The organism is Roseomonas sp. FDAARGOS_362 (genome assembly GCF_002754815.1).
Lineage (GTDB): Bacteria > Pseudomonadota > Alphaproteobacteria > Acetobacterales > Acetobacteraceae > Roseomonas > Roseomonas mucosa.
Map to the genome: position 1 here is coordinate 63,743 of NZ_CP024587.1, position 25,771 is coordinate 89,513.

Sequence of the window (25,771 nt, forward strand, 5' to 3'; positions counted from 1 at the left end):
TCCTATGTGCTCATCCCGACCCAGAACGCCTACCCAGCAGCACGGGAAATGCGGGAGAACCACGATTCAGGCGGCGTCTACACGCGGTGCTGCGTGAACGTGGGGTGGAGATTGCCGAGCGCAGCGTGACCAACCTGCTGGACCGCTACGACGAGCTGCTGGCCATCGCGCTGACCGACGGGAGCCGTCTGCGGCGTGTTCTGCGTGGGCAGGGCCGCGCCATCCTGGCGTTGGACGGGATGCAGCCCGACGTGGGGCATGAGGTGCTATGGGTGGTGCGGGAGTGCTTCTCGGGCGAGGTCGTGCTGGCGCGCAGCCTGTTGTCGGGTACGGCTGAGGATCTGGCACCGCTGCTACACGAGGCGGCTAGGGCGATCGGGGTGCCGGTCGAGGGGGTGATCAGCGATGGGCAGACCTCGATCCGTCGCGCCATCGCCCAGGTGCTGCCCGGCGTGCCGCATCAGCTCTGCCAGTTCCACTTGCCTCGCGCGAGGCGGCGAACCTGGTCTACGAGGCCGACCGGCACGCCAAGAAGGAACTCAAGAAGCAGGTCCGCGGCGTGCGCCCGATCGAACGCGCGGTGGAGGGGCGCGACGATGCCGGCTCGGAGGTGGTGCGCGGCTACTGCGCGGCGGTGCGCAGTGCCATCACCGACGACGGACGCACGCCGCTCTCGGCCCCCGGGCTCAAGCTCAAGGGGCGGCTGGAGGCGGTGGCGGAAAGCCTGGACCGGGTACAGCAAAAGGGGGCGGTGCCCCCCCGGCGCCGCTCGCGCGGCTGCGCCGGTTGATCGGCCGCGGCCTGGAAGGCACGGCCGCGCTCTGGCCTGATGTGGAACGCGCCTACACCTGGGTGCACGCCGCGGCACGGCTGTTGGGCAATGCTCGTGGCGAGGGATCCGCATCCGTCCGCCGGCGGTTCGATGGCCTGGTCGCGGCCATGCGCCGGCACCGCGATGGCGCCGGCCGTCTGTCCCCTGCCATTGAGCACTTCGCCAAGGTGTTCCGCAGCTACCGGCCCGGACTGTTCCACTGCTACGGCGTGCCTGGCCTGCCGCGGACCAACAACGACCTCGAGCAGTTGTTCGGCTCGCAGCGCTACCACGAGCGACGCGCCACCGGCCGCAAGGCCGCCTCGCCGGCCGCCGTGCTCCGCGGCGAGGTTCGCCTGATCGCGGCCACGGCCACCCGCCTGCGTCCGCCCGATGCCCGAGAGCTGGGATGCGTCAACCGACAGCGATGGGCCGAACTCCGTCAGCGCCTCGAACGACGACGTCACGCCAGGACCCTGCGAACCCGGTTCCGTCGCGATCCCGACGCCTACCTCGCCGCCCTCGAACATCAAGCCTGCCAGCCAATTTTGCCAACCTAGCTTTTTTGACCGTCATGTCGTGGCGGTCGAGCAAGCGCCAGACGGTGCTGGGAGCCACCGCCAAACCGTGATCCCGCCGGAGCATCTCGGCCAACTCAACCAGTGTGATGTCGACCTTGGCGTCTACCGCGGCGAGGACGATGTCCTTGTAGGCTTCGGCCCGTTGCGACCGCCGGTCGCCACCCTGACGTTGCGCCTTGTCCCGGCCGCTCTCCCGCCAATCCTGCACCCAGCGGATCGCGCTGGACACTGAGACGCCGAACCGGGCTGCTGCGGCGCGGCGGGACGACCCTGCCTCCACGGCGGCAATGACGCGCGACCTGAGGTCAGAAGACAGCGCTCTGCTCATCCCCACCGGCCTCCTCCCGGCTAACAGGGTGAAGCAGATTTCGAGCTGTCCGGGAATCCCTCCCCGACTCAATCAGGTCAGATCATGCTCTAAATCAGACCTTGCGATCTGATGGCGGCGTGCGTCCGTGGAAGCCAGATGTGCTGCCATGGCAGTCTTGTTCTGATTGACAGAGACGCGAGTCGGTAGGATTTCGCCCTTCTTTCCACTGTCACACGGGCTGCCCTGCGTGTGGACGGCCGGCGTGTCATCCGCAACCGCCTGGGCTGGCGCGACTCGCCGACTGAGTACGGCCCGCATGAGACGCTCTACAACCGCTGAGTGGGAAGGGTGTGCTCAACCGGATCTTCGCGGGCCTGGCAGACCGCCGACGCCAGCCCGCTCGGCTGATGGTCATGCGATCCACCTCCAGGCGCATCGTCAGCGAGGCTGCGAGGCTCTTGGCACTGTGAGGTGCGGGTCAGCCCGCGTCGGGAGAGCGAGCAGCTTGTCGAGGGCCTTGCGCCGACTCAGCCGGCGCCACGGATAGACCCAGGTCTGGCGCTGCCGGAAGCGTCGCCGGTGGCTCACGCCGGCATCGGTCTGAGCCACCGGTGCCTTCGGCAGAAGCACGTCGAATTCGGCGCAGAGCGCCTCAGCCTGCCGATAGAAACGGTTGAAATAGTCGTCCCAGGGCCAGCCCGGCGCGATCCAGGGTTTGGGCCCGCCCGTGAAGTGAAAGATCTTGACCCGCTGCCCGGTGGTCCGTGGATCCCGGATCATCATATGCTCGGTCTGGTAGTTGAAGGTCTGGGACAGCATCACCGTCCTGCCCCTTGCCGCATGGTTCAGTGCGCTTTGATCGGAGGAGCGGCAGCGCTCCGGATGCTCCTTGAAGAATCGGATAGCCTCCGGGACGATCTCCTTCCAGGGGCGGACTGAGGTGTAGACAACACCGGCATTGAAGTATTCGTTACAGGGAACTCCGATGCCATCCAGATACTGCTGTTCCCGCTCGATGGACTTGCCTACCTCACCGGTGAAAACCTGCAGGTTATCAGGCGCGACGGCGATCTTGCCATGCTCCGGTGGCTGGCTCAGGAGCGTGTCAAGGTTGTCATCGACCATCACGTCCCCATCGATATAGAGAAAACGATCGGTGCCTTCAGGCAGGAAGCGGTCGATCCAGAAACGCGCGAGCGTGATCGGCGGTAGATAGCGATCGCGATGGAAGCGGGCGAGATCCTGGTACTCCGGGATGTCGACCCATTGCAGATGCAAGCCTGCCTTCGCCAGGCAGGCAACACCTTGCTCCTTCCAGCTTGGGCGCCGGTCGAGCACATAGATGATGACATCGGCCGCGTCGCGAGCGGTGTTCGCCCGCGCCGAAAGCGCGGAGGCAACGGTCGGAATCAGGTAGTTATTGTCGCAAATCAGGACGATTGCTGCTTTGCTCATTCAACACTCCCCAATCGTCGCCATGGGCCGCGCTGTGACCCGACACTCAACCTCGCGCGCCTGTGCGCCCGGCGAAGCGGTCGAGATGATCTCGCGGCGTGAATCGGTCCGGCATGTGCTCACCATGAGAAAATCTCGTGGTGTGTCCGGAGCATGAGCTCCGCCGGCAGGCGGCACCCATGCAGTATCAGTACCAGCGTGCTGGCCACGACCATCAAAGCAGGCAGGCGTTCTACAGAAGGATTGAAGCCGAAAGGCTGTAGACGGCTGACCATCATAACCGTTCCAGCAATGCCGATGGCGGCACCCACCAGGACATCTGCCGGACTGTGAAAACCAAGTAGCAACCTTGAACTCCCGAAAGCCGTCGCGAAGGCCAGGCTGACAAGGAAGCTTGCCCTCAGGGTCTGCAACCGGGCGCCGCCGCAGAGCAGCAGGAGACCTGCATAGGTGACTGTCCCCGCCGCGGTATGGCCACTGGGGCTCTTCAGGCCAACCCAGGCCAGTGGCCCGGCATAGGAGAAAGTGGCGAGTTTCAGGAGCAGCATGACGCCCAGTGTCCCGAGGACTGCAGCGAGCCAGATGGTCGCGATGCGGATATCCGCGAAGATCAGAAGCCAGATCGCGACGAGCAAGGATAGCGGAAGAACGATAGCGAGATCCGCGAAATCGGTCAGAAACAGGATCAAATCTCTCATCGATCTTTGCAACTTCGGAACTGCGATTGCTGACTGGCGATGGAACGATATCGCCCTTGGATGAGGAGTACACGAAAGGCCGCCGAGTGACCCTGGTTTTCGGCGTGCCCAGTTGAAGAGGCAAGTCGTGGAAGCGGTCCGGCCGCCACCGCTTCCATCAGATCAGACGGCGCCGGAACCGCGGAGCACGACCTTCACCGTCTTGACGAGGATCTTCATGTCGGTGCGCATGGACGGCCTGAGCACATACTGGGTGTCGAGCGTGATACGGTAGGCATAGCTGGTGTCGCTGCGGCCGCTCACCTGCCACAAGCCAGTCAGGCCGGGACGGACAGAGAGATAGACGCTCTTGCCGTCGGAATAACGCTCGACGAGTTCCTTCTGGGTGACCGGGCGAGGACCGACAAGGCTCATATCGCCGCGCAGAACGTTGAAGAGCTGCGGCACCTCGTCCAGGCTGGTCGCGCGCAGCACGCGGCCGATCCAGGTCACGCGAGGATCACGGCGGAGCTTCTGCTGAGTCTCCCACTCGTGGCGGATTTCAGGATCGCTGGCCAGCAAGTTCTGCAGGCGCTTCTCGGCGTCGGGCACCATGGACCGGAACTTCAGGCAGCCAAACGTCCGACCGTTCCGCGCGATGCGCGGGTGGGCATAGAAGATGGGTCCACGATCCAGGCTTACCAGAAGGGCGATGAAAGCCATGATCGGCAAGGCCAGGACGAGCATCACCAGAGAGAGCCCGATGTCCGTGGACCGCTTCAGGAACGGGCGTCCAAGATTGACATAGAAACCGTTTTGAAGCCGAGGCAGGCGCATCGCGGGATAAGCGATGGAATGGCTGCCGCTCGTAGTGGCAATAGCCGGATCCTGCATCGAGCGGTGCAAAAAGACATCCGCTCTACTTTCCGTCTGGTTAGCATTAGCAATCATCGAAGAAAATCAACCTCCGTTCCAAGGGACAAGATCCGAGACAAAGTCTCCGCAACGAAATTTGTTCTTCCTTCGAGCCTGCCTCCGACTGACCGCGACGCTATGTGACCGTCTGTGTCACGAGAGATGAGTAAGCTTCTTCGTTCGCACGAGCAACAAGGAAATCGTGAGAAAAATCTAATTATAGAGATTACGCACGTCAAAAGGAGAGGAAGCCCGAAAAAAAATAAAACACCCCGTCTTCCCTCTCAGGGAATCGTACTGTTTTTGCTCACAAATGCATCAAAAAGCATGCTTGTCGAATTTTAGTACACCCTGGGGTTAAGTACATCACGCGCGCCGGCTGAGTAACAAAACACAACTCCACAAAAAGCAACCATGGGTTGCTTTGAAAATGCTATACGCTCATAGGACGTATTAATATTGGAATAACATGCCTAGGGTTGCTGCTGCGCGCGCTGAAGACCTGCTCGACACTTTTGGGGTGGTGACGCACCTAGCCTACACGGATGGCGGATACCGCGACCTGAATGCAACCATGGACGCGCTGGCCTATCTGGGCATCGACTATGTCCGGGACGGAGCGCCGAATCCGAACTACGATCGCTATGGCCAGGAGCATTACGCACAGGCAGCGGCCCTGGGCGTGCATTTCACCTTCGCGGCGGATGGGGGCGTGGATCCGTTCGTGGAGGTGGCGCGAATCCATGCCATCGAGGCCACCCATCCCGGCACGGTCACAGCGATAGAAGGACCCAATGAGGTCAACAACTGGCAGGTGGCCTACCAGGGACTTACGGGCACCGCCGGAGCGCAGGCCTATATGAAGGCCCTCTATGACGCGGTACAGGCCGATCCACTCGTGAAGGACATCGACGTGTCCGGCTTCACGGACTGGCCCTTCCACGCTTCGGTCTCGGATACGAGTTCCATCCATCCTTACGCAAAGGAGGGGGACCAACCGCTCGCGACGATTCAGCAGAACATGGCAGGCCAGAGTGCCGTCGATCCGAACAAGGCCTTCTATATCACCGAGACGGGCTATCACACCCAGATCAACCCGTCGGGCGGTTGGGAGGGGGTGGATGAGGCCACCCAGGCCAAGCTCCTGCTGAACACCTATATGGACGGCGCCAGGCTGGGGGCGAAGGAAACCTACGTGTACCAGCTGCTGGACGCCTACTCAGGCTCCTCGCAGGAGGAGCATTTCGGTCTCATGCGCCTGGACAACTCACCGAAGCCCGCGGCGACCGCCATCCATAACCTGACCACGATCCTCGCGGATCATGGGGATAAGAATCTGAGCTTTACGCCGCAGAGCCTGTCCTACACGGTCAAAGGCAACGACCAAGCATACACCTATCTGACGCAGAAATCCGATGGATCCTTCCAGCTGATTGTCTGGTCCGAGCCCGACATCTGGAACCAGGATACCAATCAGCCGATAGCAGTGGCCGCCACGAAGACGGCGATCACCTTCGGCACCGCCGCGAAAAGCATCCAGGTCTTCGATCCGCTGACCGGCACCGCCGCCGTGCAGGCCCTGAATCATGCCAGCAGCGTGACACTGAATGTCACGGATCATCCGCTGGTTGTGCAGTTTCAGCCGGAGCAGAACCACCACCTGCGAGGCACGGCAGGTGCCGATATGCAGGCCGGGCGCGCGGTCAGCGACACGATCCAGCTTCACCATTCTGCCGTCTCCAGTGGCGACCGGGCTCATTCCCTGATGAGCCACTCGGGAGATGACGTGACCCCGAAGATCGGGCTTGAAACAACCGAGTTCAGCAATTTTTTCCTGCACGGTCTCAAGGCAGCGGATTTCGACCTGTTTTCCTGAAGTGAACTGAAGCAGCTGGATCACGGCGTTTCCAACGACCTGCATGGTCGCCTACCGAGTCGGCCACACTACACGACGGTGATGGCTGGGAGGCCAGGGATCAGTTGAAATGGAGGATTCATCCCTCGCGAAGAAGGATCCTGGCCATGACTGCTCTTCCCGGCTCTCTCATGTCGACGCTATCGTCGCATCTGGCCCTGAGCAGCCGCCGCCTGGAAACGATGGTGGTGATCATCCTGGGGCTGGTGAACGGCCGTACCGTGAACCTGAGCCACATCGCCAGCCAGTTTTCCGGGCCGGCGCGCCTTTCCTCCAATTACCGTCGTCTGCAGCGTTTCTTCCAGTTCGTGCGGCTCGACGAAGCATGGCTTGCCCGCACCCTGATCCGACTTTTGAACCTGCGCGCGCCGTTCACGCTGTGTCTGGACCGGACCAGCTGGAAGGTGGGTGCGAAGGACATCAACCTTCTGGTGCTGGCGATTGCCGCGCGTCGGGTGCGCATCCCCATCCTGTGGAGCGTGCTTGCGGCGGGCTGCAGCAGCACCACTGGCCGCAAGGACCTGATGACGCGCTACCTGGCCATATTCGGCGCGGGCTCGATCGATACTCTGCTTGCCGACCGCGAGTTCGTCGGCAATCACTGGTTCGAGTTCCTGCTGGGCAACGACATCCCTTTCGCGATCAGGGTCAAGGAGAACCTTGACGTCGTTCTGGATGACGGCCGCAAAGCCGCGCTTGCCTCCCTGACCAGGCGCAAGAGGACGCGCCTTCAACTGGCCGGCCACAGAGGACACTTCGCGGGAATGAGTGCGGCCTACGCCAGAACGATGGCATTCGTCGCCAGGCGACGCGAAGACGGCACCATGATCGTCATCGCCACCAATCGCGAGCCGAAAGCTGCCTTGTCCGTCTACAGGAAGCGTTGGCAGATCGAATGCCTCTTCTCCGATACCAAGACCCGCGGCTTCAACATGGAGGACACCAGGATCACCCGTCCTGCCAAGTTGCACCTGCTTGTCGCCATGGTCACGCTGGCTCTGGCCTGTCAATCGGCTTCGAAAAGGGACCCTGATCGGCGTGCAATCGGGGTTCTGACTCAATTTTGCTGAAGTTGACGTGCTGGGTTCCCTGGTCAGTCAGGGATCAGCAGGATGGCGAGGAACCTCAGTCCGGCAGCTTTAATCCCGCCAGGATTCGTCCTGGAGAGCGTGGACGAGACCGGCACAGCGGTGGTGATGACGGTGCGACCATCAACGGTGGCAGGGATCTGTCCCGGCTGTGGTGGCGTCAGCCATCGAGTGCACAGCCGCTACACTCGGAACTTGGCCGATCTCCCGCTGAGCGGGCGTCCTGTGGAATTGAAGCTCCTCGTCCGGCGGTTCCGCTGCGACCGTGCCCTGTGCCCCCGCCGCATCTTCTCCGAACGGTTCGTGGCTGCGACGCTATGGGCTCGGCGCACGGCCCGGCTGGACGAGATCGTCCACCACCTCGGCCTGGCGCTTGGCGGCCGTCCGGCCGCGAGCTTCGCCCAGCGGCTGCGATTGCCGGTCAGCAACGACACCTTGCTGCGGGTCGTCCGGCGCCGTGGAAGCCCAGCGTTCACGCCACCGCAGGCGGTCGGGATCGATGATTGGGCGTGGAAGCGCAACCACCGTTACGGCACGCTGATCTGCGACCTGGAGCGACGACGCACTATCGCCCTCTTGCCCGACCGCGAGCCCGCAACGGCGCAGGCCTGGTTGTCCGGCCAGCCGCAGATCGAGATCGTGACCCGCGACCGCGGTGGCGCCTACGCCCTGGCCGCGGCACGGGCGCTACCTGATGCGATGCAGGTAGCCGATCGTTGGCACCTGATGGAGAACGCCAGCCAGGCTTTTCTGGCCGCGACCCGAGCCTGCATGCGCCAGGTGCGCACGGCTATCGGCGCCACCACGGTCGACCCCCGGCTGCTGACCGCGGCGGAGAAGCTCCAGTACGAGGGTTATCTCCGACGTGAGGACGCCAACGCCGCGGTCTTGGCGCTGCACAAGGCGGGCAAGGCGATCAAGGAGATCGTCCGGTGCACCGGTCATAGCCGCGGAACGGTGCGGCGCATCCTGCGCGGCCAGCGCGCGGATGTGTTCCGCACGCGGGAAAGCTCGCTCGACGCACACCTCCCCTGGCTGGACGCGCGCTGGGCGGCTGGAGTCCGCAACGGCGCCGCGCTGTGGCGCGAGCTTCGCGATCTCGGCTTCCACGGCTCGCTGCGGGTGGTCGCAGAGTGGGCGACGCGTCGCCGCCGGTCAGAGCAGGTCAACGTCGAGGGGCTGAGCCGTGTTCCGTCGGCCCGCACCGTGGCACGCCTGATGACCATGGCGCGTGACAGCCTGTCCAAGACGCAGACTGTGACGGTGGCTGCTATCGAAGCAGCGGTGCCTACCCTGGTCCAGGCGCGGGAGATCGTCGAAGCCTTTCACACCTTGATCCGCCGAAAACATGAGGCCGCGTTGGATGGCTGGCTCGACAGGGCGGCAGCCAGCCTCCTGGCCCCGTTCGTGCGCGGGCTCGCCCGGGATCATGTCGCCGTCCGAGCCGCAATTTCCTCCGCTTGGTCCAACGCCCAAGCCGAGGGGCAGATCAACAAGCTGAAGGTGGTCAAACGCCAGATGTATGGCAGAGGGAATCTCGACCTGCTCCAGGCCCGCGTCATAGCAGCAGGCCGATGACCGCCATCGAAATTGCGTCAGAGCCCCTATTCCACGCCGGTCAACAGTCCACACCGCCTCGGCATAGGTGTAGCTCGACGCCCCCAGCACCGCCACGAACACCTGCGCCGTGCGCACCTCGCCGGTGGCAGGCTCGATCACCTCCACCGTCTGCCCGGCGAAGTCGACGAACAGCCGCTCGCCAGCCGGATGGACCTGTCGCATCACCGGCGACAGACGGCCCTCCCAGCCTTGGTAGAACTCGCACTAACGGCTGTACTGGTAGCCACCCGGGGTGCTGGCCCGGTACTCTTCCCACAACAGCATCAGCGTCACGCCGGGCCGGCGTAGTTCCCGGTGCACCACGGCCCAGTCGGGCTCGGCCTTGCGCCGTTGCCCGGCAACCGCCCCGCCGCCCGCAAACAGCAGCGCCTCCAGCGCACCGTCCGTCAGCGTCGCCGGCAGCGGCCAGGTCAGGCCGGCCGCCGCTGCCCGGTCCAGGCACAGCCGCGCCGTACTGCGCGCCACGCCCACCGCAAGGCCGATCGCCCGGTCGGAGGCGCACGCCTCGTACTTCAGCCGCAGGATCTCTCGCACTCGTCGCATCGACACTCTCTCGGCTGGCATCCGGGCTCCCCCTCGCGTCCAGCGAGACAGGAGGCCCGGGCCCAGCCCAGCGGTCGAGCAACCACCCACCCCACAGGGGTGCCGACTTCCGATCGGAATGGCCGACTTCATCCCGGAATCAACGGCCGACTTCAAATCGGAATCAGGTGCCGACTTGCTCCGGAATACGCAGGCCAGACGCTCGATCAGGCGCGCGCCGGCCTTGTCCCCGAGCGCCAGGCCTACACAGCGCTGCAGATCGCCCAGTCGCCGGGTCCGCCGTGCCCCGGCGGCCGCAACCTCCGGGAGCCGCTCGGCGAAGGTCTGCCGGGTACAGGTCGGGTCGAGGCAGCGGAACCGCCGTGCCTGGAGACGCAGCGTCACAGGGCGGCCCTGCCATGGCAAATCAGCGAGGCGGCGTTGGTAGTGGCTGTGAACGCGCCGTGACGACGTGCCGCAAGCTGGGCAGGTGGCGGCCTCGGAAGGTAGCGTGGCGGCGATGATGATGTCATCGGAAGCGGGCAGGACCTGCTGAACCAGCAGCCCCGCTGGAAGCAGAAGCAGGAGACGCTTGGACAATCCCAGCTTTCAGAGAGAGGAACGATGCCCCTCCAATGTGATCATCCCACCCTGGAACGACGAGCCACAGCACGGAAAGTGCGGGAGAACCAACTCACGAGTGGCATTGACAAGGGCAACGCCCAGAGCCGAGGGCGGCTCCAGGCTGAGGTGAAAACCCGTCACCACGCGGGTAGCGACGTCAATGGCCAGGGTGAGCCAGGGACGGTCCAGCGGACGACGGTCGATGGCGGACACCACCATGATGTCGGCCAGGGTGTGATCGACCTGCACCAGTCCGAGTGGCCGCTCCTCGGTGAGATGGCCGGCAATCCGACCGAGCTTGCGGCGTGCGTGCCGGGCGCCCCTGCGACGGCGAAGCAACTCACGAGGATCCAGGGCTGCCACACGCTGTGTAACAGCCTTCCGCGACGGCAGTGCCAGATCCTGTGCGACGCAACGGCGTCCAATCTCACGCATCAGGTCAGCCAGCGTCGGGCAATTGGGGCGAAGGTAGAACTCGTCGATGGCCTTCTCGATGGTGGTTTCCACGGCCTTGTTGAGCAGGCGGACGCCGGCGCGGCGTCCGCTTGGGCCTGGGAGCAGCGCCGTGACAGTTCGGTCCGCGCGCAAACGGCGTAGCAGGCGATAGCACTGAGCACGTTCGATGCCGAGCTCTCGGGCCGCGGCATCCACTTCACCGGCCGTACTCCGGTCGGTGCGTGCGAGAGGTGTAAGCACCCGGAGCCGGTGCTCGCCTGTGGCCCAGACTACGTCGTTGGGTCCATGGATATCGATCCTGGGCACAAACAACGATCCAATATCGATACAATTATCATTTTCAGGAAACGGATTATCATGGTCAAGGGAAATCAGAGGCACTAACCATCTGATTTATCCAAATTTCTGATTATCTTGGTTAAAGAACCCTGACAGCAGCGGTTCACCACGGCACGCGTCGCGGAAAGGGCGGGCGTGAGTGTCGGGTCTCTGTACCAGTACTTCCCGAACAAGGCGGCCATCCTGTTCCGGATACAGCGCGATGAATGGCGCCAGACGACTGACCTGCTACGCACGATCCTTGAGGACGCCTCAAAGCCACCGCTGGACAGGCTGCGGGCCTTGGTTCACGCCTTCATCTGCTCGGAATGCGAGGAGGCGGCCGTCCGGGCCGCACTCGACGACGCGGCGCCCCTTTACCGCGACGCTCCGGAAGCAGAAGAAGCGCGGGCGGCAGGAGACCGCGTCATCGAGGCTTTCATGCGTGACGTTCTGCCCGATGCCTCGGACGCTACACGCGAGCTGGCTGGCGACCTCGTCATGACCACGATGAGCACCGTTGGGAAGGAGTTCTCCGAGGAGTCGCTCTCGGCGGCGGACATCAGCGCTTATGCGGATGCCATGGCCGACATGTTCTGCGCCTATCTCGGAAACCATGGTCTCGGGCGCCGCCCCGGCAGGTAGTTGCCTCCACGGTGACCACCGCGCGGGGCCTTGGGTCTATCTCCCGTGCCCATCGCCTCCGGCACAAGTGGAGCTAGCCGCGGCTGAACTCGTGCGGCTCCCCGTCACGCCGGAAGCATTGTTGCGCGCACAAGGCTGGAACCAGCGCTGGGGCCGGTGGTCGCTGCTGTTCAGCTGGCTGCCGGTGATCGGCGCTCCGCTGACGGTCGTGGCTGGGGTGATGCGCGAGCCGTTCCCGCTGTTCCTGGCGCTGGTCACCCTGGCCAAGGTCGGGCGCTATCTGGTCCTGGCCGCGGTCACCTTGGACTGAAGCGGATGATGCGGGTTACGGAGGCCGTCCCGGTCAGCCGGCTGCGAGGTGTTCGATGAGGATGCCGAGGCCGATCCCCATCAGGCACAGGCCGCCCAGTCCCTCGGCCCAACGCCCGAGGCGACCGCCGACAAGCCGCCCCACCATCATGCCCGCGGTTGCCAGAGCGAAAGCCGCCTCACATCGCCATGGCTGCACGGAATTTGCGGGAGAAAGAACCTGTGTCGTCCCGGCACCTACAGGTGTGGCACCAGATCGCGCTGCTTCCGGCTTGGCTCTGGGCCATCTTCTGGCTATGGATCGTTCCCATGTCAAAGAAGTTCATCGCTGACGTGATTCAGCAATCCTCCGATCTGACCGGCCTGGCCTCGGTGCGGCTGGCGGGTGCGGTGATCGAGGCCATCAAGGCCGAGATCGTCGAGACCGGTCGCTTCTCGCTGCCGGAGTTCGGCTCCTTCTCGGTGCGAGAAACCCCGAAGCGGACCAAGATGAACCCGCGCACCGGCGAGAAGGTCCAGGTCAAGGCCGGCGCGACGGTGAGGTTCAAGCCGTCGCCGAACCTGAAGGAGGCGGTGTTCGCCGGCGTGAAGAAGGCCCGCCGCAAGGCCGCCAAGGCCGGCTGACAGGACGCGCCGCGATCACCGGCGCGCCCTGTCGGCTCTTCTCCATCACCGCCTGAGCGAGGACTTTCTTCGTCACATTGTTTCACTACAGATCCGTCAGCCTGAGGGAGCCGAGAGCGTCCCAGGCGGAACGATGTAAGCGGGGCCACGAGGCCCTTGGCACTTTGATCTGTGGTAGAGCCGCTGCTCTTCCTGACATTGAGCACAGCGGCATAGCGCAGGAACTGGGTCGGGCTATTCGATCAGGAACGCCTCGCGGCGCCCTCCCGCCGCTTCGTGCGTGACGATCCAGCTGGGCGGGCGGCCACGGCCGCTCCACTCCTGGCCGTTCGGCCCACGATACCTGACGGGGACCCGGGCGCCGGCGCGCCGGCTCCGTCCACCCGGCCCGTGGCCAGGGGCGGGCATGCGGTCATGCACCAATCCCGCCGCCGACAGACCGAGAGCCGCGGCCTTGCTTTCGAACTCGGCGACCAGATCGGCTCTCGCCTGTTCCAGGCTGGCACGAGCATCCACCTCCCCGCCATCTGTCACGAGTTCAGGGTCCTGCGGTGCGGCGGGTCGACTGGGGTCCACGGCGCTCCCAGCCTCGGGTGCGTTCCCGGCATCCATCACCAGATCCCGCGCCTGCGCATGCTGCTCCAGCATCGCCGCCAGCGTCGCGTGGGTCTCCAGGAACCCGTCCGCGCGCCGCACCACCACACTGCCGCCACATGCAGCGAACACGCGCCGCTGCTGCGTCAAGCGCTGCAATTGCTCGGGCGTAGCCACAAGAACCTGGTAGCCACAGGCCTGCAGCGTCGCCTTATGCTCAGGTGTCAGGTGCAATGACGTGGCTTCCACGTTTGGGGGTCATTGGGCGCCATAGTCTTCTCTTTATCGTTGGCTCTTGCGGAATGCGCAGGTGGACCGCTCCTGAAAGTCCGGATTGGTTGGTTATCGGTTGCGCGCTCCGCCCTGTCCGAGGTGGGACGTCCGGCGGGCGATGTCACCCCTCTTTCGGGTGCACAGCAACGCTTCGGCCACCTGCCGGCATCCACCGCTATGGCACCGCCTGGACCCGGATGCCCCCGAATGCGCTATCCTGCCGCAGGGTCACCACGCGTTGCCGGGCGAGTTCCAGCCCGGCCAGGAAGGTGTTCGCCACGGCGGATCGCTGCCGCAGCGGTGTTGCCGGGGCGGGCGTCCGCCCGGCTCCGACGCCGAGCAGGTCCACCTCGCCTAGCTGCTCCTCCAGCGCCTGGCGCAGCCATGCCAGGGCGTCCGGCAGGGTCCAGACATCCGGCGCCACGGGACGGTAGACCCGCGCGATGTCCCCAGGCGCCGAGCCCTGGCCCTGCCCCTCCAGCATGAGCAGCGTCGCCTCCAGGAAGGCCACCACCATCGCCGCCCGCGGCGGCAGATCCCTCTCCGCCTCCCCTGCCCCGCTGCCCCGGCCCAGCACGTCGATGCCCCGCTGTGGCCGCGCCGTGAGCCACGCCGCCGCCGCCCGGATCGCCGCCTGCTCCTCCCAGCGCCGCAGCTGCCGCGCCGCCTCCTCCCCGGCCTCACCCGGGGCTTCGCCCGCGACCTCCGGCACCGGCGGCAGCAGCGCCTGTGCCTTCAGCCGCACCAACTCGCTCGCCATCACCAGCCAGTCCGCCTGCCGCTCCAGCGGCACCTGGCCGCGGCTTGCCTCCAGTGCGGCCACGAACTGCTCGGCGAGGGGCACGATCGACAGCTGCCCCAGCCGCAGCTTCTGCTGGCGCACCATCTCCAGGAGGAAGTCGAGCGGTCCCTCGAAGTCCTCCAGGCTGAGCACCGGCGGGCCACCGGGATGTGGCGCGGCCTCCCTGCCCTGCCCCGCCGGATACTCCCAGGCCACCGCTACCTCAGCCATCCTCCGGCCCCGCATAATCCGGCCGCAGCTCCAGCGTCAGCTCCGGCCAGGCCCGGCGCAGCCGCCGCAGCGCCTGCCAGGGCGACCAGTCCGCCGACCAGAACTCCACCGCCAGTGCGTCCATCCGCCGCTGCCGCCCGTCGCGCCCGGCCGGCACCTCCCGCACGTGCCGCAGCGCCCGGGTCGTGCCCCAGTGCGCCCAGAGCCAGGCCCGGGCCTGCGGGTCGTCGGGGCCCAGCGCCAGCAGCCGCTCCGGCACCGGCAGCAGCCGCTGCAGGTCGAAGGGACAGCTGAGCTCGCCGGTCCTCCGCGCCACCGCCCGCTGCTGCAGCACCGCCACCGCATCGTGCAGCCGCTGCGACAGGATCCGTGCCCCGGCCAGGCTGATCGCCCGCTCCCCGTCCGGTGGCCCCGCCAGCTGCAGGAACCAGTCCTCGCGCAGCCGCTCCAGGTCGTGCTGCCAGGGGATCACCCCGGGGCCCGCCGCCGCCGCCCGGAAATCCGCCATCCGCGCCGCCGGACCGCTGATCCGCAGCCTGTTGCGCAGCCAGTCGGTGTGCGCCGGCGCCAGCGGGGCCTCGTCCCCGGCCGGGGCAGCAATGGCATCCGGCACGGAGGCGGACGGCACGGCCAGACCCCTCGCCTACAGGTCGAGCAGCCGGGCCGGGCTGTCGCGGGTGATGCGGACCCGGCGGCGATACCCCTGCGTGGTGGCGATGCTCTTCTGCCGGGCGTGGTGCATCACCTGCTCGTCCAGCGCCCCCTTCAGATAGGCCTCGGTGATGAAGCCCGCCCGCAGCCCGTGCGGGCTCAGCCGCTCGGCCGTGTCCACCGTGATCCGGGCCAGCTCCGCCCGCCGGCGCAGGATGCGCCAGACGCCATGGTCGGTGAGCCGGCCCTCGATCTGGCCACCGGCCGAGAGGCGGCGGAACACCGGTCCATAGGCGATGCGCGCCCGGCGCAGCCATTCCTCCATCGCCCGCACCGGGCAGGACAGCACGTTCCGCCCGCGCGGGATGCCGATGCTCGCCCCCTCCCGCTCCTGGTCGCGCTTGGAATGGGGGATGAACAGTACCATCCCCTCCGTCGTGAAGCGCAGGTGCTCGTGGTCGATCGCCACCAGCTCGGAGCGCCGCAACGCCCCGGCGAAGCCGATCAGGAACAGCGCCCGGTCGCGCAGGCCACGGAGGTCGCTGCCGCAGGCGCCCAGCAACGCCTTGACCTCGGTGGAGGTCAGCGCCGCGGCCGGGCGAGCGGGAGCGCCGTGCTGGCCGAGGATACCGCGCAGCGTGGCGTTGATCACCGGGTCCCGGCTCTGCCAGGGATGGCCCAGGCGGCGATGCTCATGGGCGATCGCCGCCAGGCGGCGGCGCAACCCGCTGCGGCCGAGCTTGCGGGCCAGGCTCGCCAGATAGGCCGCGACGACCACCGGCTGGGCCGGCAGCGCGGCCACGCCGCCGGCGGCGCACCAGGCGGCGAAGTCGGCCCAGTCGGCGGCATAGGCGCGCCTCGTGTTGTCGGCCAGCGCCCGGCCGGCGTAGCGCGCCGCCTCCGCCACCGCCTCGCCAACCGGACCGGTGAGCACGGCCAGCGCCTCCGGCGGCAGCGGCTCCCGCACCAGGCGCTGCACCGACCGGGGAAGATCGGAGGGCCAGTCGGCAGGCTGATCCGTCATGCGGCCTCCCACGGGTTCACCAGCGTGGCACCCAGCCCTTCGAAATCGGTCGTGTTCCGGGTAGCGAGGGTCGCGCCATGGGCCAATGCCATCCCCCCGATCAGCGCATCGGCCAGAGCAATGGGCCGGCCCGCGGCCTCTCGCGCCGCGCGGGCCCGCGCATAACGGGCGACACAGCTCGCATCGAGAACCAGGATCCGGTCCGCGAACCCCTCGGCGAGGAAACGTTCGAAGAGGCTCTCGAGACCGGCCCGGCGCTGCCCCTCCGGCAATCGCGCAAGCCCATAGCGGATTTCGGCCACGACCAGACTGGGCAGGAACAGGGTTTCCAGGCGCTGGGCGGCGAGGAAGCGCCGCACCGCCGCATCCGGGCTGGCCCGCATGAGTTCCGAGACGACGTTGGTATCGAGCAGGATCACCCTTCGTCCTCACCGAAGAGTGGCGGGCGGTCCCGCTCCGTGCCGCGGGGCGGCAGAACAAGGTCAAAGCCCCGCTCGGCACCGAACAAGCGCTCGGCGATGGCAGGCAGGGTCTCGCTGCCCACGGTGTCCCGGGCCATGGCAGCGCGGAGAAGCTCGCGGGCCTCTTCCTCGACAGAACGCCGGTGCCGGCGGGCGCGGGCCTTGAGCTGCTCCCGCAACGCCTCGTCGACGTTCCGGATCAACAGGCTTGCCATGTCGTGCTTCTGCCCAATCCAGCCACGGACACTATGCTATCAAATGCTATCAAGCTGCACCAAACCCTTATGAGATCCGGCCGCCCTTCAGCCTTGTGGTCCCGGGCAGTTGCCATGCCCCAGAACCTCCTCGCAGCCTGCTGGCGTTGGTATGCTCGCCAAGGCTTCATCGGGGGCAGGAAACGAAAGCGCTCTCAGTGCCCGGCTTATGAGCACGCCGAGGAAATAGCGCTCAGGCGTCGATAGGCTTCCAGCCATGGCGGGCCCGGCTGCGTCGTAGAATCGAAAGAGAAATGGTCGCCGCGTGCTGGGTCATGGAGCGCCCTCTCTGGCGACCGTTGGCTGACCGAAGCCGAACACCCCGAAGAACAGCAGGGCCTGCTCCGCCAGCCAGTCCGCTGGTGCCTCGCCCAGCTTGCCGGCGATGACCGAGCGATCCAGCGTTGCCAGCTTATCGAAGCGCACCACGGACAGGATCTTTAAGCCGGTCCCCGGACTGGCCGCGAGCGCTGCCATATCGGGGCCGGTGCGGGGCACGGAGGTGATGAAGCAGACCACGAGGTCGGTCCGCCGGTCATTGTCGCGTGAGACCACCAGCGCCGGGCGCCGCTTGTCGCCGGACAGGTCGGTGAAAGGAAAGCGGGTGAGAACGATGCTGCCGAAAGCGAACACCTAGCGCCGCGTCTCCACCAGGTCGTCATCCGAATATAGGTCGGGCTCATCCCGCAGCCAGTCGAACGCCTTGCCGTCCTGAGCCATCCTGCCCATGGGAAGGGTCTCGTTCTCGGTGAACTCGACCACGACATGCACACGGACACCCCCAGGGATGCCACGCCGGGCGAGTTCCGCCGAGACGTCCCCAGCCGTGGCATCGAGAATGATCTGCGGCATCGATTGGCTCTCCTGCAAGCCCCGGGATTCTAGCGGTTCCGGCCCGGGTCGTCTTGCCTGATGAGCGACGACGATCTCCGGAGAAGACCATGCTGGAGCTGTTTAGCCTTCCACTCGAAATAGGGCAACTGCCAGTTCCTCAATCATCAGGCACGATAATAGATGCTTATCGTGCCTGATAATCGGATAACACATTGTTGTCGCGAGATAGATGGCGCCATCCACCGGCAGCAGTCCTCGCACCCAGCATCCCATCACGAAGACAGAAGCAGCCATCCCGGCAGAGGCAGGATCGTGGCACATCCTTCTGCCTTCCGCCGGTGGGAATGGCGGCGCGGCCCCCGATTTTTCCTGTTCCCGTTCGCATCGCGCGGTTCCAGAGCTTGGAGCCGTCGCCGCGAGAGCACAGCACAATGGGTGGATCGGCCGCAGCGAGGTACGACGAGGTTCCTGGCCCTTCCTGGCTGGCTCGGGCATGCTTCCAGGTGCCAGCACCAACCCCGTATGCCCCCCGCCCCGGGGCAGGAGCCCCTTGGAACACCAGGATGGTCCGTCCCCTGACCGACAGAACCGCAAGCATGGGAAAGCTCGATACCCCTCTGCCGGCAAACTACCTGAGCGCCATCCAGCAGCTGGTCGACAAGCGCAACGCCCAGGCCATGCAGGAACAGAAGCGTTTCTTCGCACGCGATCTGCACGAGGAAGCGCTCGCGGAGCTGATCCAGCGTGCCGAGGCGGGCGAGCCAATCATCTTCATGGCCACCCCCGCCTCCAGGGCCTCCCGCAGAACTTTGTGGGTCGATGAGAAGCTCAAGGCCGGAGTGGATCACCTGGCCATGCTGCATGGCGTCACCCGCTCGGCAGTGGTCTGGACCGCCTTGCACGGTTATCTGGAACGCCGGGACGCCCTGCGAGGGGCAATCGCCGCCTAGAATACTATTTTGCGGAGTTTTACGGCTGGACTTTGGCCAGCATATGCCCGCAATGTCCACCGTCCGGACTCGTCACCCGACGTTTGCGGACATTCCTTCCACCGTCCTGTGAGGACCCAACCCATAGCGCGCTGAAAAGCAAAACGGCCGGTGCCTGCAAGCACCAGCCGTATCGCACTGAAAACTCTGGATTGGGCCAAAAATGTCTGACCCCAATCTAGAAACGGGCTCACCCTTCGTCAAGCGACACTTCGCCTGACAACGGGAGAGCCTTGTCGACGGTGCGGCTGCGCGCTCGCGAGGAGCGAGCCATGTCGAGTTCGGATTCCGACCCCCCGGCCCCACCCCGGCCCACCGGCCGGCGCCGCGTCACCCCGGCGCAGATCCGCAACACCGCGGACCTCACCGGCCGCATCGAGGCGGTCAGCCATGTGCGGGTGCTGGCGGTGTTCAAGCGGGTCTTCCCGCTGCTGGGCCTGGACGAGCGCCTGCGCACGCTGATCGACGTGCTGTTCCGCTACACCACGGCACAGGACTGGAACGGCGAGGGACTGCCGATCGTCTGGCCCGGCCGCTGGCAGCTGATGCGCGACCTCGGCCTCGGCCTGCGGGCGGTGCAGTACCACCTCGCTTTGGCGCTGGAGGCCGGGCTGATCGTCTCGCACGAGCAGGGCGGCGGGCAGCACTGGGGCATGCGGGATGCGGAGGGACGCATCATCCGGGCCTCGGGCTTCAGCCTGGCGCCGCTGGCCGAGCGGCTGCCCGCCTGGGAGCGGCTGCTGGAGGTGCAGCGGCAGGAAGCGGCCGAGGCGGCGCGGCTGCGGCGCGAATGCGGCTTCCTGCGGCGGCGGACGCTGGAGCTGACGGCGCTGGGCCAGGCGCGCGAGCTGCCCGGTTCCGACTGGCTGGCGGTGGAACGGGAGGCCGAGGCCCTCACCCTCCAGAGCCGCCGCCTGGACGATCCGCGTCCCCTGGCCCCCATCGCCGGTCGGCTGCGCCTGTTGCTGGACGAGACCGAGCGCCTGATCCGGGCGGCCATCCCTGCGGATCACGGGGAGGATTCACCCCACGGTGCAACCTTGGTTCACCCCATTACAACTACAAACCACCCCTCTATCGCTAAAGCGATTGCACCCGTCGCCTGCGGCCATGCTCAGGAGGCAGGAGCAGGCGGAACCGGATCGCAGGAGCGGTCGGCCACGGAAGCGGTGGCAAAGGGAGCAGGAGGCGAGTCAGGACAGCCGGCGGTGCTGCGCGGCTTCCCGATGACGCCGGAGGTGCTGCTCCACCTCGTCCCGGGCCTGCGGGACCGGAGCCGCCGCGTGCCGGCCTCATGGCGCGATACCTGGGTGCTGGCCAGCGATGCCGGCGCCGAGATCGGCATCTCGAAACACGCCCGGCTGCACGCATTGAACCTGCTGGGCCAGCAGGGCGGCGCTGTGGCGCTGGGCACCGTGCTGGCCAAGCACGAGGCTGGCCTGATCCGTAATCCTGGCGGCTACCTGCGGCGGATGCTGGAGAAACACCAGGAGGGCGACCTGCATCTGGATCGGACTCTGCACGGGCTGGCCGATACTGTGGGCCGGACCGGTACGCCGACTCGGGCATCGGGCGCGGCGGGATCCGTCATGCGACCGTGATCGGCTGAGGGTGAGGATTCACCGCGCCCCGCAACGTCCTGACGCACGGGCTTTGAACAGGTCGTGTAGCCGCCCGACCAGGCCGTGCTGTCACGAAACCGGGCACAAGGTTCTTGTTATGTTCTGGATTCGCCAGATAGCTTGCCGGCATGTCCGACGAGCGTCCCAACGAATCCAGCGGCAATCCGCTGACCCCCGCGCGGCCGGAGGAGGTGGCCGAGGCCCTGTCCTACGCTCTGCGCTACGACGAGCGCGGCCGGCCGCGACCGCATGGCGGCGAGATGATCGCGGATCTGGCGGCCCAGCACCTGGCCCGCCATCTGGAGCGGGCCGGCTTCGTGCTGATGAAGCGCCCGCCCGGTCGGCCGCACCATGTCGGCTGACCTGGAGCACGCCCGTCGCGTCGTCGCGCTGCGGCTGCCCTGGCTGGCCGTGGATGCGCTGCGGCGGCGAGCGCCGGATCTCGCTGGCCAGCCGGTCGCGACCTGGCAGGCCGTGGGCAACCGGCGGGTGCTGGTCTGCGCCGATGCCCCGCCCCTGCGGGCCGGGCAGTCGCTGGCCGATGCCCGGGCCATGCTGCCCGACCTCGTGCTGCGCCCCGCCGATACCGCCGGCGAGGCCGATCTGCTGCGCCGCCTCGCGACCTGTGCGCTGCGCTTCACGCCGGCCGTGGCGCTGGATGCTCCGGATGGGCTGATCCTCGACGTTACCGGCGCCACCAGCCTGTTCGGCGGCGAGACCGCCCTGCTGGCGACGCTGGAGGAGGGCTTCCGGCGAGCGGGCTACCGGGTGCGGGTCGCGATGGCCGGCAATGCCGATGCCGCCGCCGCCCTCGTCCAGGCCGGGTACCACGGCACCGTGGTGGCACCGGGCGAGGATGCCACGGCGCTGGACCCGCTACCGGTCGCGGCCCTCCGCTTGCCCGCCGGCGTCGCGGGCGGCCTGGCCCGGCTCGGGCTGCGGAGCGTGGGCGCGGTGCTGCGTCAGCCTCGGGCGCCGCTGGCCCGGCGCTTCGGGCGGCCGCTGCTCGATGCGCTGGACTTCGCCACCGGCGCCAGGGTCCGGCCTCTGCAGCTGATCCAGCCGCCGCCGGACTTCTCCGCCGCTCAGACCTTCCTGGAGCCCATCGTCACCCGCCCGGCGATCGACCGCGCCGTGGACACGCTGCTGGAGGAGTTGTGCGGCGCGCTGACTGAGGCAGGCCGCGGCGCCCGCCGCCTGAGCCTGCTGACCTTCCGCGTCGACGGCGACGTGCAGGAGGTGGCGGTCGGCGTGGGCCAGGCCAGCCGCGCCCCGGCCCATCTGCGCCGGCTCTTCGTCGAGCCGCTGGGGCGGCTGGAGCCCGATTTGGGCTTCGACCGCTTCGTGCTGCGCGCCACGGAGACCAACCCGCTCGCGGGAAGGCAGATGGCGACCGTCCTGGGCGGCGCGGAGGCGAATGGTGACCAGGAGACAGTGCTGTCGGAGCTGCTCGACCGGCTGAGCCAGCGCGTGATGCTGTGGCGTCCCAGCCCGACCGGTAGCCACTGGCCGGAGCGGGCGGTGGTCCCGGCCAATCCCTTCGTGCCGGCCATGGCGGCGCCCGAGGGCTGGGGCGAGCGGCGGCGGCCGGTGCGGCTGCTCGACCGGCCGCGCGAGCTGACGGTGATCGCCGAGGTTCCGGACGGCCCGCCGGCGCAGTTGCGCCTGGACGGGCGCGTGCACCGGGTGCGGCACGCGGCCGGCCCGGAGCGGCTGGAGCCGGAATGGTGGGGCGAGACACACGACCGTCCCCGCCGGGACTACTTCCGGGTGCTGACCGGGACGGGGGAGCGGCTCTGGCTCTGCCGCCTCGGGGTGGACGGGCCCACGGCACCCGCGCGCTGGTTCCTGCACGGCTACCTGGCGTGAGGCTCCGATGTCCCCCGCCTATGCCGAGCTCGGGTGCCGCTCGAACTTCACGCTGCTCGACGGCGCCTCGCACCCGCAGGAGCTGGTGGCCACGGCCGCGGCCCTTGGCCATGCCGGGCTGGGGCTCTGCGACACCAACTCCCTGGCCGGGGTGGTGCGCGGGCATGTCGCGGCGCGCGAGTTCGACCTGCCTTATGTCGTGGGCTGCCGGCTGCGGCTGGACGACGGCGCCGAGTACCTGGCCTGGCCCACCGACCGGACGTCCTACGGCCGTCTGACGCGGCTGCTCTCGCTCGGCCGGATGCGCTCACCCAAGGGCGAATGCGCCATCACCCGCGAGGAGATGCTGGCCCACGCACCGGGCTGGTGCCTCGCCGCCGTGTCGCCCCTCCGCCCCGACCTCGCCTTCGCCGATCGGCTGCAGGCCGATGCCCGGGCGCTGCGCGGCGTGCTGGCCCTGCCGCTGCTCTGCACCGCCACGGTGCGCTTCGACGACATCGACGAGGACCGGCTGGAGGCGCTGGCCGAGATGACGGCGGTGACCGGCACCGGCCTGCTCGCCACCAACGACGTGCGCTACCACGCTCCCGGGCGCCGTCCCCTCGCCGACGTGCTGACGGCGATTCGCCTCGGCCGCCCCGTCGACCGCCTCGGACAGGCCGCCGAGCCCAACGCCGAGCGGCACCTCAAGCCGCCCGCCGAGATGGCGCGGCTGTTCCGCGATCATCCGGACGCCCTGCGCAGCACCCTGCGCGTGCTCGACGCGTGCCAGGGCTTCTCCCTCTCCCAACTCCGGCACGAGTACCCCGACGAGATCCTGGAGCCCGGCCGCACGCCGCAGCAGACGCTGGCCGTGCGGGTGGCCGAGGCCGCGACGGCGCGCTTTCCGCGCGGCGTGTCATCCGACATCCAGGCGCGCCTTGACCACGAGCTCGCCCTGATCGGGCAGCTGGACTACGCGCCCTACTTCCTGACCGTGGACGAGGTGGTGCGCTTCGCGCGGGGACGCGGCATTCTCTGCCAGGGGCGCGGCTCGGCCGCCAACTCCTCGGTCTGCTACGTGCTGGGCATCACCGCGGTCGATCCCTCCAAACACGACCTGCTGTTCGAACGCTTCCTCTCGGCCGAGCGGGCCGAGCCGCCCGACATCGACGTCGACTTCGAGCATGAGCGCCGCGAGGAGGTGATCCAGTTCCTCTACCGCCGCTATGGGCGCGACCGCGCGGCCATCGTCGGCACGGTGATCCGCTTTCGCGGCCGCTCCGCCGTGCGCGAGGTCGGCAAGGTGCTCGGGCTGTCGGAGGACGTCACCGGCCGGCTGGCCAAGGCCAGCTGGGGGCCAGGGCGGGACGACAGCCTGGTCGAGATCGCCGCGGCCGAGGGGCTGGACCTCGCCGACCGCCGACTGCGCCTCGCCCTGGAGCTGGCGGAGGAGATCCAGGACTTCCCCCGGCATCTGGCCACCCATGTCGGCGGCTTCGTCATCTCGCGCGGGCCGCTGATCGAGATGGCCGTCATTGGCAACGCCGCCATGGACGGGCGCACGGTGCTGGAGTGGGACAAGAACGACGTCGAGGCGCTTGGCCTGCTCAAGGTCGACATCCTGGCGCTGGGCATGTTGTCCTGCCTGCGGCGTGGCTTCGAGCTGCTGCGCCGGCACCGCCTCGCCGATCTCGACCTGGCCGCCGTGCCGCGCGACTGCGATGAAACCTACGCCATGCTGCGCCGGGCGGACTCCCTGGGCGTGTTCCAGGTCGAGAGTCGGGCGCAGATGAACATGCTGCCGCGGCTGCGGCCGAGCCGCTTCTACGACCTGGTGGTGCAGGTCGCGTTGGTCCGGCCCGGGCCGATCCAGGGCGACATGGTGCATCCCTACCTGCGCCGGCGCTGGGGGGACGAGGCACCGGTCTACCCCTCCCCCGCGCCGGAGCATGGGCCGCCCGACGAGCTGGAGAAGGTGCTCGGCCGCACTCTGGGCGTGCCACTGTTCCAGGAGCAGGCGATGCGGGTCGCCATCGTGGCGGCCGGCTTCTCCCCCGGTGAAGCCGACCAGCTCCGCCGTGCCATGGCGACCTTCAAATACACCCAGGGTGTTGCGGTGTATCGCGACAGGCTGGTCGGCGGCATGGTCCGTCGCGGCTACGACCCCGAGCTCGCCGAACGGGTGTTCAAGCAGATCGAGGGCTTCGGCAGCTACGGCTTTCCCGAGAGCCATGCCGCCTCCTTCGCCCACCTGGCCTACGCCTCGGCCTGGCTGAAATGCCACCACCCGGCGGTGTTCGCCGCAGCACTGCTGAACAGCCAGCCGATGGGCTTCTACGCCCCGGCGCAGATCGTGCGCGACGCGCAACAGCACCGGGTGGTGGTGCGGCGACTGGACGTGAACGAGAGCCAATGGGACTGCACTCTGGAGCCAGAAGCTCGCAGCGCCGAGGGCCTGGCGCTGCGGCTGGGCCTGCGGCTGGCCGAGGGACTGGCGGCCGAGGACGGCAAGCGCGTGGCCGAGGCAAGGCGCGCGGGCAACGGCAGCCCCTTCGCCTCGGTCGACGAGGTGGTGCGCCGGGCGGGCGTCCCCCGGCGGGCGATCGAGGCGCTGGCCGCGGCGGATGGCTTCGCGGGCATGGGACTGGATCGCCGGACGGCCCTCTGGGACGCCAGGGGAGTCGAGAACGATACCCCTCCCCTGCTGCGCCTCGCCGGCCAGGCAGCGGCGGCCGGCGAGCCGCCGCTGCTGTCCGAACCCTCCTCTGCCCTGCCGGCCGAGGACGATGGGCAAGCGATGATGCTGGACTACGTTGCGACGGGCCTGAGCCTGCGACAGCATCCGCTCGCCCTGCTGCGGCCGAGGCTGCAAGCGCTGGGCTGCCGCACGACGCGGGACCTGGACAGCCTGCGCGGCGGCGCCCGGATCCGGCTCGCCGGCCTGGTGCTGATGCGTCAGCGGCCCGGCACGGCCAAGGGCATCGTCTTTGTCACGGTGGAGGACGAGCACGGCACCGCCAACCTCGTCGTCTACGCCGACATCGCTGCACGCGACCGCGCTGCCCTGATCGGGGCCCGGCTGCTGCTGGTGGAGGGACGGATCGAGCGTGAGGCCGAGCGGGCCGAGGTGCCGGTCATCCACCTGATCTGCCGCCGATTGGAGGACCGCTCCGACTTGCTCAGAGGCCTTATGGATGACGATTTCAGCGGTCAAAGGCCCCCGGCTCAATCACCCAAAGGCATGCCAGCAAGCCGGGACTTTCGGTAAAGTCTGCTTTCCCGCTTTCGGGAAATCAGTAGAAACCGATGGCACGTTCGGTCTGCCCTACTTGTGGT

The 25,771-nt window shown here is 67.4% G+C and carries 22 protein-coding genes and 7 pseudogenes; 13 read left to right on the forward strand and 16 right to left on the reverse strand.

Going from position 1 to position 25,771, the window contains the following annotated elements:
* Positions 1–56: 56 nt before the first annotated feature.
* A pseudogene (locus CTJ15_RS24645) lies at positions 57–1,371 on the forward strand (transposase); the annotation flags it as partial.
* A gap of 13 nt (positions 1,372–1,384) precedes the next feature.
* On the opposite strand, the pseudogene CTJ15_RS25300 reads toward CTJ15_RS24645, so the two are convergent.
* A pseudogene (locus CTJ15_RS25300) lies at positions 1,385–1,720 on the reverse strand (helix-turn-helix domain-containing protein); the annotation flags it as partial.
* Between the two features lie 166 nt (positions 1,721–1,886).
* Here CTJ15_RS25300 and CTJ15_RS24660 point away from each other — a divergent pair.
* A pseudogene (locus CTJ15_RS24660) lies at positions 1,887–2,038 on the forward strand (IS5/IS1182 family transposase); the annotation flags it as partial.
* Positions 2,039–2,140: 102 nt separating this feature from the next.
* Here the strand turns inward: CTJ15_RS24660 and CTJ15_RS04360 are convergent.
* The 3 genes from CTJ15_RS04360 to CTJ15_RS04370 form a co-directional block, all read right to left on the reverse strand.
* Complete coding sequence (locus tag CTJ15_RS04360) at positions 2,141–3,157, reverse strand: glycosyltransferase (protein WP_019463247.1); 1,017 nt, start codon at positions 3,155–3,157, stop codon at positions 2,141–2,143.
* A gap of 119 nt (positions 3,158–3,276) precedes the next feature.
* Entirely contained in the window at positions 3,277–3,855 is a 579-nt protein-coding gene (locus CTJ15_RS04365; RefSeq protein ID WP_019463248.1) for a phosphatase PAP2 family protein, read from the reverse strand.
* Between the two features lie 162 nt (positions 3,856–4,017).
* The gene (locus CTJ15_RS04370) at positions 4,018–4,785 is read right to left on the reverse strand and encodes a sugar transferase (RefSeq protein ID WP_099781239.1); all 768 of its coding nucleotides are present in this window, start codon (positions 4,783–4,785) and stop codon (positions 4,018–4,020) included.
* Between the two features lie 433 nt (positions 4,786–5,218).
* Here CTJ15_RS04370 and CTJ15_RS04375 point away from each other — a divergent pair, with 433 nt between their 5' ends.
* The 3 genes from CTJ15_RS04375 (at position 5,219) to CTJ15_RS04385 (ending at position 9,330) form a co-directional block, all read left to right on the forward strand.
* Positions 5,219–6,625 carry a calcium-binding protein gene (locus tag CTJ15_RS04375; protein ID WP_126281821.1) on the forward strand — a complete coding sequence of 469 codons (1,407 nt, stop codon included), beginning with the start codon at positions 5,219–5,221 and terminating at the stop codon, positions 6,623–6,625.
* A 146-nt stretch (positions 6,626–6,771) separates the two neighbouring features.
* On the forward strand, positions 6,772–7,734 hold the full coding sequence (locus CTJ15_RS04380) for an IS4 family transposase (RefSeq protein ID WP_019463399.1): 963 nt from the start codon (positions 6,772–6,774) through the stop codon (positions 7,732–7,734).
* 42 nt (positions 7,735–7,776) lie between these two features.
* Positions 7,777–9,330 (forward strand): ISL3 family transposase, encoded by a 1,554-nt coding sequence (locus tag CTJ15_RS04385; RefSeq protein WP_039733699.1) that lies wholly within the window; start codon positions 7,777–7,779, stop codon positions 9,328–9,330.
* 45 nt (positions 9,331–9,375) lie between these two features.
* Here the strand turns inward: CTJ15_RS04385 and CTJ15_RS24665 are convergent.
* The 3 genes and pseudogenes from CTJ15_RS24665 to CTJ15_RS23865 form a co-directional block, all read right to left on the reverse strand.
* A pseudogene (locus tag CTJ15_RS24665) lies at positions 9,376–9,936 on the reverse strand (IS21 family transposase); the annotation flags it as partial.
* A 336-nt stretch (positions 9,937–10,272) separates the two neighbouring features.
* Positions 10,273–10,494, reverse strand: a pseudogene (locus CTJ15_RS25305) (transposase family protein); the annotation flags it as partial.
* 9 nt (positions 10,495–10,503) lie between these two features.
* Positions 10,504–11,355, reverse strand: coding sequence for a DNA-binding domain-containing protein (locus CTJ15_RS23865; protein ID WP_126281823.1), 852 nt, complete (start codon positions 11,353–11,355; stop codon positions 10,504–10,506).
* A gap of 54 nt (positions 11,356–11,409) precedes the next feature.
* Between CTJ15_RS23865 and CTJ15_RS04405 the strand changes: the two are divergent.
* Together CTJ15_RS04405 and CTJ15_RS04410 are read left to right on the forward strand one after the other, a co-directional pair.
* Positions 11,410–11,937, forward strand: a pseudogene (locus tag CTJ15_RS04405) (TetR family transcriptional regulator); the annotation flags it as partial.
* Between the two features lie 100 nt (positions 11,938–12,037).
* A pseudogene (locus tag CTJ15_RS04410) lies at positions 12,038–12,247 on the forward strand (YqaA family protein); the annotation flags it as partial.
* Between the two features lie 33 nt (positions 12,248–12,280).
* On the opposite strand, the gene CTJ15_RS23870 reads toward CTJ15_RS04410, so the two are convergent.
* Positions 12,281–12,445 carry a manganese efflux pump gene (locus CTJ15_RS23870; protein ID WP_226945936.1) on the reverse strand — a complete coding sequence of 55 codons (165 nt, stop codon included), beginning with the start codon at positions 12,443–12,445 and terminating at the stop codon, positions 12,281–12,283.
* Between the two features lie 110 nt (positions 12,446–12,555).
* Between CTJ15_RS23870 and CTJ15_RS04415 the strand changes: the two genes are divergently transcribed.
* Positions 12,556–12,870: an HU family DNA-binding protein gene (locus CTJ15_RS04415; protein ID WP_039733579.1), complete on the forward strand. Its 315-nt coding sequence runs from the start codon at positions 12,556–12,558 to the stop codon at positions 12,868–12,870.
* Positions 12,871–13,104: 234 nt separating this feature from the next.
* Here CTJ15_RS04415 and CTJ15_RS04420 read toward each other — a convergent pair whose 3' ends face one another.
* The 8 genes from CTJ15_RS04420 to CTJ15_RS04455 all read right to left on the reverse strand — a co-directional run bounded on the left by CTJ15_RS04420 (position 13,105) and on the right by CTJ15_RS04455 (position 17,991).
* Positions 13,105–13,713, reverse strand: coding sequence for an H-NS family nucleoid-associated regulatory protein (locus CTJ15_RS04420; RefSeq protein WP_126281824.1), 609 nt, complete (start codon positions 13,711–13,713; stop codon positions 13,105–13,107).
* A 199-nt stretch (positions 13,714–13,912) separates the two neighbouring features.
* Positions 13,913–14,749, reverse strand: a complete 837-nt coding sequence (locus CTJ15_RS25100; RefSeq protein ID WP_193009593.1) for a ScpA family protein — start codon at positions 14,747–14,749, stop codon at positions 13,913–13,915.
* Complete coding sequence (locus tag CTJ15_RS04430; RefSeq protein WP_099781242.1) at positions 14,742–15,377, reverse strand: hypothetical protein; 636 nt, start codon at positions 15,375–15,377, stop codon at positions 14,742–14,744. Before CTJ15_RS04430 ends, CTJ15_RS25100 begins: the two co-directional genes overlap by 8 nt.
* A 15-nt stretch (positions 15,378–15,392) precedes the next feature.
* On the reverse strand, positions 15,393–16,424 hold the full coding sequence (locus tag CTJ15_RS04435; RefSeq protein WP_099781243.1) for a site-specific integrase: 1,032 nt from the start codon (positions 16,422–16,424) through the stop codon (positions 15,393–15,395).
* Complete coding sequence (locus tag CTJ15_RS04440; protein WP_019460387.1) at positions 16,421–16,843, reverse strand: type II toxin-antitoxin system VapC family toxin; 423 nt, start codon at positions 16,841–16,843, stop codon at positions 16,421–16,423. The genes CTJ15_RS04435 and CTJ15_RS04440 overlap by 4 nt, the downstream gene beginning before the upstream one ends.
* Positions 16,840–17,100: a hypothetical protein gene (locus tag CTJ15_RS04445; protein WP_019460386.1), complete on the reverse strand. Its 261-nt coding sequence runs from the start codon at positions 17,098–17,100 to the stop codon at positions 16,840–16,842. The genes CTJ15_RS04440 and CTJ15_RS04445 overlap by 4 nt, the downstream gene beginning before the upstream one ends.
* A 312-nt stretch (positions 17,101–17,412) precedes the next feature.
* Positions 17,413–17,772 carry a type II toxin-antitoxin system PemK/MazF family toxin gene (locus tag CTJ15_RS04450; RefSeq protein ID WP_019460385.1) on the reverse strand — a complete coding sequence of 120 codons (360 nt, stop codon included), beginning with the start codon at positions 17,770–17,772 and terminating at the stop codon, positions 17,413–17,415.
* Positions 17,773–17,991 carry a hypothetical protein gene (locus tag CTJ15_RS04455; RefSeq protein WP_027297467.1) on the reverse strand — a complete coding sequence of 73 codons (219 nt, stop codon included), beginning with the start codon at positions 17,989–17,991 and terminating at the stop codon, positions 17,773–17,775.
* Between the two features lie 578 nt (positions 17,992–18,569).
* Between CTJ15_RS04455 and CTJ15_RS04460 the strand changes: the two genes are divergently transcribed.
* From CTJ15_RS04460 to CTJ15_RS04480, 5 genes are all read left to right on the forward strand, one after another.
* Entirely contained in the window at positions 18,570–18,923 is a 354-nt protein-coding gene (locus CTJ15_RS04460; RefSeq protein ID WP_019462466.1) for a hypothetical protein, read from the forward strand.
* A gap of 311 nt (positions 18,924–19,234) precedes the next feature.
* Positions 19,235–20,563, forward strand: a complete 1,329-nt coding sequence (repC, locus tag CTJ15_RS04465; protein WP_019462465.1) for a plasmid replication protein RepC — start codon at positions 19,235–19,237, stop codon at positions 20,561–20,563.
* A 149-nt stretch (positions 20,564–20,712) separates the two neighbouring features.
* Positions 20,713–20,946 carry a hypothetical protein gene (locus CTJ15_RS04470; protein ID WP_019462464.1) on the forward strand — a complete coding sequence of 78 codons (234 nt, stop codon included), beginning with the start codon at positions 20,713–20,715 and terminating at the stop codon, positions 20,944–20,946.
* Positions 20,936–22,453: a DNA polymerase Y family protein gene (locus CTJ15_RS04475; protein ID WP_019462463.1), complete on the forward strand. Its 1,518-nt coding sequence runs from the start codon at positions 20,936–20,938 to the stop codon at positions 22,451–22,453. Before CTJ15_RS04470 ends, CTJ15_RS04475 begins: the two co-directional genes overlap by 11 nt.
* A gap of 7 nt (positions 22,454–22,460) precedes the next feature.
* Positions 22,461–25,703 (forward strand): error-prone DNA polymerase, encoded by a 3,243-nt coding sequence (locus tag CTJ15_RS04480; protein WP_019462462.1) that lies wholly within the window; start codon positions 22,461–22,463, stop codon positions 25,701–25,703.
* The last annotated feature ends 68 nt before the right edge of the window (positions 25,704–25,771 follow it).

Excerpts from the sequence above, each read along its gene's own strand:
- CTJ15_RS04385 (WP_039733699.1), top strand. The coding sequence starts at position 7,777 with ATGGCGAGGAACCTCAGTCCGGCAGCTTTAATCCCGCCAGGATTCGTC.
- CTJ15_RS04475 (WP_019462463.1), top strand. The coding sequence starts at position 20,936 with ATGTCGGCTGACCTGGAGCACGCCCGTCGCGTCGTCGCGCTGCGGCTG.
- CTJ15_RS04445 (WP_019460386.1), bottom strand. The coding sequence starts at position 17,100 with ATGGCAAGCCTGTTGATCCGGAACGTCGACGAGGCGTTGCGGGAGCAG.
- CTJ15_RS04415 (WP_039733579.1), top strand. The coding sequence starts at position 12,556 with ATGTCAAAGAAGTTCATCGCTGACGTGATTCAGCAATCCTCCGATCTG.
- CTJ15_RS04365 (WP_019463248.1), bottom strand. The coding sequence starts at position 3,855 with ATGAGAGATTTGATCCTGTTTCTGACCGATTTCGCGGATCTCGCTATC.
- CTJ15_RS04375 (WP_126281821.1), top strand. The coding sequence starts at position 5,219 with ATGCCTAGGGTTGCTGCTGCGCGCGCTGAAGACCTGCTCGACACTTTT.
- CTJ15_RS04380 (WP_019463399.1), top strand. The coding sequence starts at position 6,772 with ATGACTGCTCTTCCCGGCTCTCTCATGTCGACGCTATCGTCGCATCTG.
- CTJ15_RS04435 (WP_099781243.1), bottom strand. The coding sequence starts at position 16,424 with ATGACGGATCAGCCTGCCGACTGGCCCTCCGATCTTCCCCGGTCGGTG.
- repC (WP_019462465.1), top strand. The coding sequence starts at position 19,235 with ATGTCGAGTTCGGATTCCGACCCCCCGGCCCCACCCCGGCCCACCGGC.
- CTJ15_RS04370 (WP_099781239.1), bottom strand. The coding sequence starts at position 4,785 with ATGATTGCTAATGCTAACCAGACGGAAAGTAGAGCGGATGTCTTTTTG.
- CTJ15_RS04480 (WP_019462462.1), top strand. The coding sequence starts at position 22,461 with ATGTCCCCCGCCTATGCCGAGCTCGGGTGCCGCTCGAACTTCACGCTG.
- CTJ15_RS04460 (WP_019462466.1), top strand. The coding sequence starts at position 18,570 with ATGGGAAAGCTCGATACCCCTCTGCCGGCAAACTACCTGAGCGCCATC.
- CTJ15_RS25100 (WP_193009593.1), bottom strand. The coding sequence starts at position 14,749 with ATGGCTGAGGTAGCGGTGGCCTGGGAGTATCCGGCGGGGCAGGGCAGG.
- CTJ15_RS04360 (WP_019463247.1), bottom strand. The coding sequence starts at position 3,157 with ATGAGCAAAGCAGCAATCGTCCTGATTTGCGACAATAACTACCTGATT.
- CTJ15_RS04470 (WP_019462464.1), top strand. The coding sequence starts at position 20,713 with ATGTCCGACGAGCGTCCCAACGAATCCAGCGGCAATCCGCTGACCCCC.
- CTJ15_RS04455 (WP_027297467.1), bottom strand. The coding sequence starts at position 17,991 with ATGCCGCAGATCATTCTCGATGCCACGGCTGGGGACGTCTCGGCGGAA.